The organism is Trichothermofontia sp., from assembly GCF_053493415.1.
The window spans coordinates 19,389-29,719 of the sequence record NZ_JBRCAD010000231.1 but is presented as its reverse complement, the minus strand read 5'-3'; the positions used below and the strand labels follow the sequence as shown (position 1 = coordinate 29,719).

Annotated in this window: 11 protein-coding genes; 4 read left to right on the top strand and 7 right to left on the bottom strand. The window is 56.0% G+C overall.

All coding sequences use genetic code 11. The annotated features are described in order from the left end of the window. Positions 1–410: hypothetical protein (locus ACWIUF_RS20340; RefSeq protein ID WP_448574363.1), on the bottom strand; the 410-nt coding region annotated here is incomplete at its 3' end. A gap of 68 nt (positions 411–478) precedes the next feature. Then, positions 479–1,570, bottom strand: a complete 1,092-nt coding sequence (locus ACWIUF_RS20335) for a D-alanine--D-alanine ligase family protein (RefSeq protein ID WP_448574362.1) — start codon at positions 1,568–1,570, stop codon at positions 479–481. Positions 1,571–2,168: 598 nt separating this feature from the next. Between ACWIUF_RS20335 and ACWIUF_RS20330 the strand changes: the two genes are divergently transcribed. After that, the gene (locus tag ACWIUF_RS20330; protein WP_448574361.1) at positions 2,169–2,816 is read left to right on the top strand and encodes a response regulator transcription factor; all 648 of its coding nucleotides are present in this window, start codon (positions 2,169–2,171) and stop codon (positions 2,814–2,816) included. 109 nt (positions 2,817–2,925) lie between these two features. Here ACWIUF_RS20330 and ACWIUF_RS20325 read toward each other — a convergent pair whose 3' ends face one another. The 5 genes from ACWIUF_RS20325 to ACWIUF_RS20305 form a co-directional block, all read right to left on the bottom strand. After that, complete coding sequence (locus ACWIUF_RS20325) at positions 2,926–3,873, bottom strand: alpha/beta fold hydrolase (RefSeq protein WP_448574366.1); 948 nt, start codon at positions 3,871–3,873, stop codon at positions 2,926–2,928. Positions 3,874–4,286: 413 nt separating this feature from the next. After that, positions 4,287–5,369 (bottom strand): threonine-phosphate decarboxylase CobD, encoded by a 1,083-nt coding sequence (gene cobD, locus ACWIUF_RS20320; protein ID WP_448574360.1) that lies wholly within the window; start codon positions 5,367–5,369, stop codon positions 4,287–4,289. Between the two features lie 12 nt (positions 5,370–5,381). After that, positions 5,382–5,657 carry an HU family DNA-binding protein gene (locus ACWIUF_RS20315; RefSeq protein ID WP_448574359.1) on the bottom strand — a complete coding sequence of 92 codons (276 nt, stop codon included), beginning with the start codon at positions 5,655–5,657 and terminating at the stop codon, positions 5,382–5,384. Positions 5,658–5,999: 342 nt separating this feature from the next. Beyond that, positions 6,000–6,383, bottom strand: coding sequence for a (2Fe-2S) ferredoxin domain-containing protein (locus ACWIUF_RS20310; protein WP_448574358.1), 384 nt, complete (start codon positions 6,381–6,383; stop codon positions 6,000–6,002). A gap of 90 nt (positions 6,384–6,473) precedes the next feature. Then, positions 6,474–6,935, bottom strand: coding sequence for a 2TM domain-containing protein (locus ACWIUF_RS20305; protein ID WP_448574357.1), 462 nt, complete (start codon positions 6,933–6,935; stop codon positions 6,474–6,476). Positions 6,936–7,078: 143 nt separating this feature from the next. Between ACWIUF_RS20305 and ACWIUF_RS20300 the strand changes: the two genes are divergently transcribed. The 3 genes from ACWIUF_RS20300 (at position 7,079) to ACWIUF_RS20290 (ending at position 10,275) form a co-directional block, all read left to right on the top strand. Continuing rightward, positions 7,079–8,146 (top strand): YihY/virulence factor BrkB family protein, encoded by a 1,068-nt coding sequence (locus ACWIUF_RS20300; RefSeq protein WP_448574356.1) that lies wholly within the window; start codon positions 7,079–7,081, stop codon positions 8,144–8,146. 297 nt (positions 8,147–8,443) lie between these two features. Beyond that, positions 8,444–9,457: an ABC transporter ATP-binding protein gene (locus tag ACWIUF_RS20295; protein WP_448574355.1), complete on the top strand. Its 1,014-nt coding sequence runs from the start codon at positions 8,444–8,446 to the stop codon at positions 9,455–9,457. Then, positions 9,454–10,275 carry an ABC transporter permease gene (locus ACWIUF_RS20290; protein WP_448574354.1) on the top strand — a complete coding sequence of 274 codons (822 nt, stop codon included), beginning with the start codon at positions 9,454–9,456 and terminating at the stop codon, positions 10,273–10,275. The genes ACWIUF_RS20295 and ACWIUF_RS20290 overlap by 4 nt, the downstream gene beginning before the upstream one ends. Positions 10,276–10,331 lie beyond the last annotated feature (56 nt).

Below are 10,331 nucleotides of genomic sequence, written 5' to 3'. Positions count from 1 at the left end.
GGGGAAGCCCCCGCCGGGGTTGTTTGGAAAATCGCATTCTGGATCAACGCACGCCGTAATCCGAGAAGAATAATCACGGCTCCAGCCATACACCCAGCCGCTGCCATTGCCGTAAAGAGGGACCAAAGGGCACGGGGATTTTCAAATTCTGTCGGTTTGGGTTCCGTGGGTGGGGGGTTGGGCGGACGCTCCACTTGTAGCTCTGGAGTGGGGCTGGGGATAGGGTTCACTGCCGCCGGGTTGAGCAGAGATAACATGGCTAGCACCGCCACCAGGATGATGGCTGACCAGGAAATCGTCAGAATCAACATCACCCGGTTGTGATAGAGATACTGACCGACGGTATTGACCCCCGCCTGCATCCGGGGATGGACGGCGGAAAGAGGGACCGGATCTGACATCCTCGCCATAGACATGCTGTACGTGGTTTTGCTAAGGAAACGGCGGTTGCGGAACGGCAATGGCCTTAATCATGGCCTTAAGGGAAGGATTCTCTGAGGGAGACGCTACGCGATCGCGTTTGGCGTTCTAGTCCCAACTGCACTAGGCGATCGACCAACTCGGCAAAGGGAATACCACTGGCTGCCCATAGTTGGGGGTACATACTCATGGCCGTAAAACCGGGAAGGGTATTGATTTCGTTGATCAAGACAGTGCCCGTCTCGGCCTGATAGAAAAAATCAACCCGTGCTAGCCCTGCGGCATCGACAGCCAGGAAGGCTTGGATCGCCATCTCCTGGATCTGCTGGGTAATAGCCGAGGGAAGATCAGCCGGAATCCTTAAATCCGCCTGACCGGCAGTGTACTTGGTTTCGTAGTCGTAGAAGTCGGTCCTGTAGCTAATTTCGCCCACTACCGAGGCTTGGGGCCGATCGTTGCCCAGAACCGCACACTCCACTTCACGGGCACGTACCCCTGCTTCGACAATGATGCGACGATCGTAACTGGCTGCATTATCCAGCGCCGCTTCTAACTGGCGGCGATCGCTGGCCTTGCTAATCCCCACGGAAGATCCCAAATTCGCGGGTTTCACGAAACAGGGATACCCCAAGGTTGTTTCGATGTGATCACATAATTTGGGAAATACACAGGGATCGGACCAGACCTGCGCTCGGCTGACCGCGAGGTAATCGACCTGGGCAAGGCCAGCCTGGGCAAAGGCGTGCTTCATGGCAATCTTATCCATGCCCAGGGCCGAACCTAACACTCCCGACCCAACCCACGGCACCTGCATCAGTTTGAGTAAGCCCTGAACCGTACCGTCCTCACCATTGGGACCATGCAAAATCGGGAACCAAATGTCCACATCCGTTACCTGGGGTGGAAACTGCCAGAGCGAAGCGCCATCAGCTGGGGTCAGGGTCGCGGGAGTACCTTGCTCAAGAACCTGCAGCGCTCCATCCCCCGCCTGCCAGTGACCGTCCTTCTGGATATAAAACGGCATAACCCGGTATTTGGGGACATTGGCTTCGTGGGCAAAGGCTTGGGCGATCGCCCGCGCCGAGACGATCGAAACCTCGTGTTCTCCCGATCGCCCACCAAACAAAAGCCCCACATTCAACCTAGTCATGCCTACTGTCCTCGTTGCGGTTGGTCGCAGTTGGTTGGCGATAGCGTATCACAAGCGTTGGTAGTCATCATCTCTAGGCCACTACTCCAGCGCTACTTTAGGCAGCGACGGATAGCCGCAGTTTTTATGTGCACTCCGATGGTAGCGGCGAAATTGCGGAACGGCAAAGAGTTCCTGCCCCACCCCTGTTACTCGCCAATGGGGTTGAGACCTCGTTAGGCTGCCGCCTTTTTGTAAAATTTTCTTAATTTATTTTCCCTTGGCAGCGACCACGTCTCCCCAGTTGCGATCGGGACTGGGCATCACAATTGACGATAAAATGAGGAAATCCTAGCTAAAATAGAGAAGAATTACTGTAATAGCCAGTTATCACCTTGCCGGCAGGGATGTGGCAAACTAGGCTTGTGATTGTGGCTCTGCTCGCAGGCCATTGCATGGCTTAGCACGAGTTATACAATATGAGCATCAGTAGTTTTCGCGGAAATGGACAGCAAACCTCCTAATGTAGACAATTGGTAGATCAAGGGTGATCTCGTCAAGTTAGCAGGGTTCCATGCGCCAAAAATCTCGATTCTGATTAGGTTGAGTAGAGTAGTTTATGAGAGAAGCAGGTGCAGGTGATAGCAAAACGCTGTTGCTGATTGATGATGATCCGAATTTAACCCTGCTGGTCAAGGATTATCTGGAGTTTCGGGGTTATGACGTTCTAGTTGCCAACAATGGTCAGGAAGGGTTGGATGTGTTGGACCAGACCATGCCCGATATGATCATCTGCGATGTCATGATGCCGGAATTGGATGGCTATGGCTTCGTGCAAAGGGTGCGCGAAAACCCCCGCACGAACTGGATTCCCATTTTATTCCTCTCTGCCAAGGGGCAAAGTGCCGATCGGGTCAAGGGGTTAAGTACTGGGGCGGATGTGTATATGGTGAAGCCCTTTGAACCTGAGGAATTGGTGGCCCAGGTGGAATCGTCCCTTAAGGCCGCCTCCCGCCTCCGGGAGCATCCCAGCGGTCGTCTAGAGGAGGGACCCACGATTCAGGTTCCCTTTGATGTGTCCCTAACGCCGACGGAGTTGAAGGTGGTGCAGTTGGTGGCACGGGGGATGGCCAATCGGGAAATTGCGGAACAGATGAATGTCAGTCAGCGCACGATCGAAAGCCACGTTAGCAATATGCTGGGGAAAACGGGGTTGCATAACCGCACGGAGCTTTCCCGTTGGGCGATCGAGAACAATATGGCTTAATCCTGATCGCACGCACAATGCCATGCTGCAAGGTTTGTCGTGCTGACTCAGTACCTGCAACGGCTACAGTTGTGACGACTAACATGCCGAAAAATGGATGTCCGCTGTGCTAGAGCTGCTTGAGATAGTGACGAATGAGGGCGATCGTGAGTTCGGGAGTTTCCAGTTGGGGGGTAAGGCCCACATCAGGCAGTCGCTGGAAAAATTTAACCGCCCTTGGATTTAGCTCAGCCAGCCGTTGGCCCAGATCCGGACTGGTGAATTGGGCAGCTTCCCCCCAGAGGATGGCGGTGGGGGTGGTTAGCTCGGCGATCGTGAGGGACAAATCAAAGCACAGATCCCCGCGCACGAAGGCAAGGGCGCTGTATTCGGCATTGGGTTGGGTGGCTGATGCCAGATAGGCTGCGATCAGTTCCGGAAAAATGCGATCGGGGTTAGCAAATTGGCGGTTTTCCAGAAAGCTGCGGATACCGCCTTCCGTGGCAATGGCCAGGGTGTAGAGCAGGCGATCAAGCACGGGGGTGCCGACTAATTGGGCCAAGAAACTACGCCGGTAGTCTTCCCCAAAGTCCGAAAGGCCAGCGGGCGTGGTCAGGATCAGGGCTTGGAATAATTCGGGACGGGCGATCGCTAGGCGAATGCACATTGCCGCCGTGAGGGAGGAGGCAATCACGGTAGCGGGACCCGTACAGGTTTGTTCGAGGAATTCAGCGATCGTGGTGAGGTAGTCTTCGATGCGGTAGTCACGGGCAGGATGTTCGGAACGCCCCCAACCTAGGAGATCGGGGGCCAGTACACGATAGTCGCTCACAAAAGCCGGATAAACCTTGGACCATTCGTAGGCAGAAGACCCGCCCCCAAAACCGTGGAGAAAGACCAGGGTGGGCCAAGTTGGGGATTGGCCTGCCGGCTCAGGCGGAGCCGGGGGGGAAGCTGCTGGGGTGGTGGCGCTCGCGGCTAGGCTTTCCAGCCAGGTACCAGGGTCGGCGGTGGTATAGACCATCCGTCCGAGGGAAGTGACGATCGCGGTTTGCTGAAAACCAATGGGTTGGAACATAGCAGACACTCAGATTGGCTCCGCAGCCATTGGTGAAAACAGCCGCTCTGTCTCTCTTGATCTTACTCGTGATCTTACTCGCAATATGCAGATTGCTTCAGGCCTGGGAGCGGGAGCAGCCCTCTGCGGCTCGGTGTTGCCCCGTCCACCCTGGCTCAGCCATCGTTAGGGTGGATGCGTCTCCGGTCCTCAGTCTGTTACAGTCAATGAGCACGAAGAGCACGCAAATGACTGACCCCTTTGCCTGTTAAACAATTCAGCTTACCTAACTACATCAATCGAATTCATCGAAGTGCTATTGAAGCGAGACAGCACTTTTATACTGGGTGAGGTACAGATAAGGGGCTTAAGCCCCTTGGGCAAAAGGCTTGACAGTACTTCATTAGCGTGGGAACGGCTGTAGCTATTCCTCTTCACGCCCCGATCGCCCCGATCGCCGCTAACAACCGTTGGTTCTCGTCCAAAGTGCGCACCGCTACCCGGAAGTAACGATCGCCCAACTCTGGAAAACTCAAGCAATCCCGGATCAGAATTTGATGGTGTTTGAGTAAGGCCGCCTGGAGCGGTGGTACGGGTTGTTGGCTATGCACCAGGAGGAAATTGGCTGCACTGGCATAGGGCTGCAAGGTGGGGAATTGGGCCAAACCCTGGTGGAGTTGCGAGCGGGCGGGCGGCAACCAGGCCCAGGTTTGGGCCTGAAAATCCCGATCGGGCAAGGCGGCCAGGGCTGCTACGACGGCTAACTGATTCACACACCAGGGATCACGCCACTGTTGCCAGCGTTGCAACCGATCAGGATGGGCGATCGCATACCCCAGGCGTAATCCGGGTATGCTGTAAAACTTGGTGAGTGAGCGCACAATCACGAGGTTAGGAAAGGCTGGAATGTAATCGCTCAAGCCTTGCTGCTCAGTCGGGGGGAGGAAGTCCATAAATGCCTCATCCACCACCACCAGGGCAAAGCGTTCCAGATAGGGAAGAATCTGCGCACGCGGGAAGCATTGGCCCGTGGGATTGTGGGGATTATTCAACAACAGGGCCGCTGTTGGGGGAGCTGTGGCTAGGGCCGGGGGGAGGCTAGCGGCGATCGCTCCTGGCGTCAGCGCCAAAGGTACGGGATGCAGCACCGCCCCAAAGGCCCGCAGCGATCGCCCGTAGTCCCCAAACGCAGGCGCTAACACATAGGTTTCAGCCTGGGCCGCCAAATCCCGCCCGATCCAGGTCAACAACTCCGCTGCCCCATTGCCAGGGAGGACCCAATCCGGTGATAGCTGGTGGTGCTCAGCCAGGATCGCCCGCAACGCCCCATAGTTGGGATCGGGGTAGGCCCGGATGGCCAACACCTGTTCCTGAATCGCAGTTATCACTGTGGCAGGCGGCCCCAAGGGGTTAATACTGGCCGAAAAATCCAGAATTGCCTGGGGGGAACAGCCTGCCAGAGATGCTGCCCAAGCCAAATTCCCCCCGTGCATAGGACGGCCTACCCAGGGTGTCATAGCCCCTGGCAACTAGGAAGCCACCTTTTCCTTAAACAACTTACCTGCCGAAAAAGCGGGGACCTTGGTTTCCGGAATTTCCATCTTCTCACCCGTTTTTGGATTGCGCCCTTCGCGGGCCTTGCGTTCCCGCGATTCAAAGGACCCAAAGCCCACTAGCGTCACCTTGTCACCCTCGGAAACCGCTTCCATGATCGCTTCCAGGGCCGCTGTCAGGACCGCATCGGCTTCCTTCTTGGTAACACGAGCCTTTTCGGCAACCGCATCCACGAGTTCTCCCTTGTTCATGCAAAATCTCCTTACTCAGTCGGGTTTAGGGTTAACTGACAACTTCTAGCCTTACGGGGGACCAAGAGTAGGGATCGGGAATCGCCGAAACCCTCATAGACTGGAAGTTTCAATGCACTATTCTAGGGGGAACTTTCATGATATGGATCGTCGAAACCTTTAAGTTATATGGATTTCGGCGATTTTGTCACAAAAATCATTATTTCCATAAGTAATCATACTTAAATTTTTGTCCACTTCCAGTCTTCCTGGGCCTGCAAGACCGTCTTGCCTTTTCCCCAAGGTTGCTGGGGATCGTCAGTCCCCCACGAAACCGGCAAGCACAAAGCAGGGGGGGATGGATTAGGGATGAGGATAAAAGGATTGGTGAATGCGGGGATTTAGGAAGCGATCGACCGGCTGGCCATCGCGTAGGTGGGCTTCGATAATGGCCTCGACATCGGCTGGCGTTAGCCGTGCATACCAAATTTCATCCGGTAGGACCCGCGCATTGGGGCCAATACTGCATTGCCCTAGACAACCACTGGCCTGAATTGTGACGCCGGGGATGGCCACCGCCCGGAACGCTGCTAGAACGGGGGCGGCACCGTGGCGGAGGCAGGTGCGATGTTGACACACCAGCACACAGCGATCGTGCAACGGTTTGCCAGCACTTCCCTCGGCAGGGGCCACGGCCACACCTTCACAACTGGATGACAGGTCACTGACGGGGATAACTTCATTCATGGGAACGGACGCAGGGGGGGGTATAAACCAGGTCACATAGACCGAGATACAGACATCAGGAGCATCGCCAGGGGATACCCCAGCCGTCCGTCAGTCCTTCAGCCAACGATCGAGAAATCGGTTAACGGAATGTTGAATTTGGCGTTTGCGTCGCCATTGTTGGAGCGATCGTTCATAATCCTCCCCAGCGTTCTGGAAGGTTCGCCAGATTTCTAAAGCTAGGGCCATGCCCCAAATAATCGGAATTGCCAGGAGGGAGTGCCAGTGGAAGGTTAGAATCGCAGCGAGGAGGAAGCCGTTAGTAATGGCATATTTCACGACTTGATCCTTCAACCGTGTGCGGCGGTAGGCATTGAAAAGGGTGAGTTCCTGGACAACTTCCCGCTGAGCTAGCCATTCCTTTTCTGCGGCTTGCAGATCAGTCGGCGAGATCCCCAACTCTGCCGCAATTTCCTGAAGCTGTGTCTGGGTCAGTTCTCCTGCCTCTGTCTGACGGGCGATCGCGATCTGGAGGATTTGCTGAACGTCTTCCTGACGATAGGATTGAGACATGGGGTGGGTCACAGACATGGATGAATGTAGACAAACCTAGACCAATTACGATGGAACCAAGCTATTCCTACTGTAACGAACTTAGCCATTGCTGCCCTCGCTAGTCAGGGTAGGTGCCTGTCAGGGATACCCAGTCGCTTGTTATGTCATTCCCCGCGCTTCTCTATGCCGTTACCGATCGCAGTTGGCTAGTTTTGGTCAAAACGATTCAGGGTGTGCAAAGACGGCGGCTACCGGGTTTAGCTGCTGAAGTGGCTTACAATGCCATGCTGGCCTTGTTCCCCGCTATTCTCGCGATGTTGACGACGATCAGCTTTTCGCGCTCGGCCCAGGGGATGCTAGAGCGCCTCGCCAGTCGCCTCGGACAGGTGGCCCCAATGGAGGTGTTATTCCTGATTCAACGCTTTGCCGCTGAGGTCACGCGTACCGATGGCCATCGTCTGTTTTCGATCAGCTTTATTGCAGCGATTTGGATTGCCTCCAGTGCGATCGGCGCGGTGATGAATGCCCTGGATCTCATCCAGCAGACCCCCCTCGCCCACATGCGTCCCTACTGGCAACGAAAATTGGTATCCCTGGGGCTAACGATCGGCACGATCGTCCTGCTGGTGGCGGCCTCATTTCTGGTCTTTGTCAGCGATCTGTTGGTGCGGCTGCTAGCGACCCGCAGTTGTTTACTGGACCTGGGTCATGACTGCCCGGTATCCAGTTGGATTTTGACGGGCTGGCGGCTGTTGAGTTGGCCGCTGGCGCTGGGGATGGTTGCCCTGACCTTCGCCTTGCTCTACCGCCTGGGTCCGAGCCGTCGTCAGAAATATACCCCGATCGTCCCTGGGTCGGTGCTGGCTGCCATTTCCTGGGCGGGCTTGTCGGCGTTGTTTCGCCTCTATGTCTCCCAATATGGGACCTATAACAAGGTCTATGGGGCAGTGGGGGCGGTGATTGTCCTGTTGCTCTGGCTCTACCTCAGTGCGTTGGTGCTGTTGATCGGCCATCAACTCAATGTCACGCTGGGGAGTGTTAGGCGTGCCCAAGGCCAGGAAGATTTACCCCCGAAGCGCCCTACCCAGTGGCCGCGATTATTCAAGGGATTTGCCTACCGCAACGCAAGGCGAGTGCTACCGGGAGCGGCAATCTCCACCGCTGCGATCGGCGAGGGGGACGTAACCCCGCCCTTATCCCAACGGGCGACCAACCGTGAGCATCCCTAGCGGCTGATCCAACTGAATGGCTGATCCAGCTAAATTGAGGGGATTGGGTTAAACGCTGTGCGGCCCCACCCAGCAAGCGAACGGCTTGGGCTGCGCGAATTTAACCCTAACCGAGTCAGGCCCCATTTTAGCGATGGCAGTCCTCTAGTACACCTCTCCCTCCTGACCAACGCTGCCACCCGCACCTGATTAAACGGCATTAAATCAGTGCTTCCCGTTGACAGGATCGGCCTTGCAAATTCAAGATGGGAGTCGTCATCCTGACTGCTGTTGCAGCCCTTTTCATTCTTTACCCCTATGGCGATCGTTGAAGTTGAGCATCTCAGTAAGGTCTACGCGGTCGCGCTGAAGGAGCCGGGGCTAGCAGGCACCCTGCGCCACTTTTGGCAACGTCAGTTTCGTGATGTGGTCGCCGTTCAGGATGTTTCCTTCCAGATTGAAGCTGGGGAAGTGGTGGGCTTTTTGGGGCCAAACGGAGCCGGGAAAACCACCACCTTGAAAATGCTCACGGGGCTGATTCACCCCTCTGCGGGAAGTGTTCATGTGGCAGGGTATGTGCCCTTTCGCCGCAGTCCCGCCTTCCTGGCCAAAATCACCCTGGTGATGGGCCAAAAGCAACAATTACTTTGGGATCTGCCCGCCCTGGATTCCCTGCGGATCAACGCAGCGATTTATGGTCTGTCCGATACGGTGTTTCACGATCGCCTGACGGAACTGGGCGAGATGCTGAACCTGGGCGAGAAGCTGACCCAGCCCGTGCGCAAGTTGTCCCTGGGCGAACGGATGAAAATGGAATTACTCGCCGCCCTGATCCACCGTCCCCAGGTCCTCTTCCTCGACGAACCCACCCTCGGTTTAGATGTGAATGCCCAGGTGAGTGTGCGCCAGTTTTTGCAGCAATATAATCAACACTACGGGGCTACCGTACTGCTCACCAGCCACTACATGGCGGATATTACCGCTCTGTGCGAACGGGTTTTGCTCATTCACCAGGGACACCTGATCTACGATGGCAGCCTGGATGGGTTGCTCGATCGCTTTGCCCCCTACCGGGCGGTGCAACTCGACCTCGCTCAAGGACCTTGTGAGGCCGCCAGCCTGCGGCAACGGTTAGCTGCCTATGGAGGTGTGGAAAGTCTGGAGGGTAATCGGGTGCGGCTACTGGTGCAGCGGGAGGCCCTGACGGCGACGGTCAGCCGCATTTTAACGGAGTTAGACGTGGCGGACCTAACCGTGACCGATCCCCCGATCGAAGATGTGATTGGCCGGGTCTTTCAAACCGGGCTTGTGGACGGGGGCGCGTCGTCATGAGGTCTCTGTGGCAGCGGGCTTACCGATCTGGGCGAGCGAGCCTGCGGCTACCCGCCACCCTGCTATCGGTCTACTATGCCTATATGCTGGAGTATCGGGCTGAACTATTGTTGTGGGCCTTATCGGGTTCCCTGCCAATTATTCTCATGGGGGTTTGGACCCAGGCAGCCCAGGGTGGGCAATTTGGCCTCTCGGCGATCGCGTTTGCCCGCTACTTCCTGGCGGTGTTCCTCATCCGGCAATTGACGGTGGTTTGGGTGATCTGGGAATTTGAGAAGGAAGTGGTGCAGGGGAAGCTCTCGCCCCGGTTGCTGCAACCCCTTGATCCTGTCTGGCACCATGTGGCCAGCCATCTATCGGAACGGTTGGCACGGATTCCCTTTACCCTGGCTTTGATGGGTTTATTTTTCCTGCTCTATCCCCAGGCCCTCTGGTTTCCTGGTTGGACGAATCTGCTGTGGTTCTGTCTGGTGATTGCGCTGGCTTTCACCCTGCGTTTTTTGATCCAATATACGTTTGCCCTCCTGTCATTTTGGATTGAGCGGGCCACGGCGATCGAGCAGTTTTGGTTTTTGTTGTACCTATTTCTGTCGGGCATGGTTGCCCCGTTGGAGATTTTCCCCCCGACTGTGCGGGCGATCGTCCTCTGGACGCCCTTCCCCTATCTAGTTAACTTCCCGGCAGCGATCCTGGTTGGAATGCCCGTTGATCTTAAGCAGGGACTACTGGCGATCGCGGCTTGGGGAGCCTTATTCCTGGTCTTAAACCGTTGGCTCTGGCGACGGGGTTTGAAACACTATTCAGGCATGGGAGCCTGATGATCTCCCTTTGGCTGACCAGTTACCCGATGACCGTCAACACCAGGTTTCGTAAC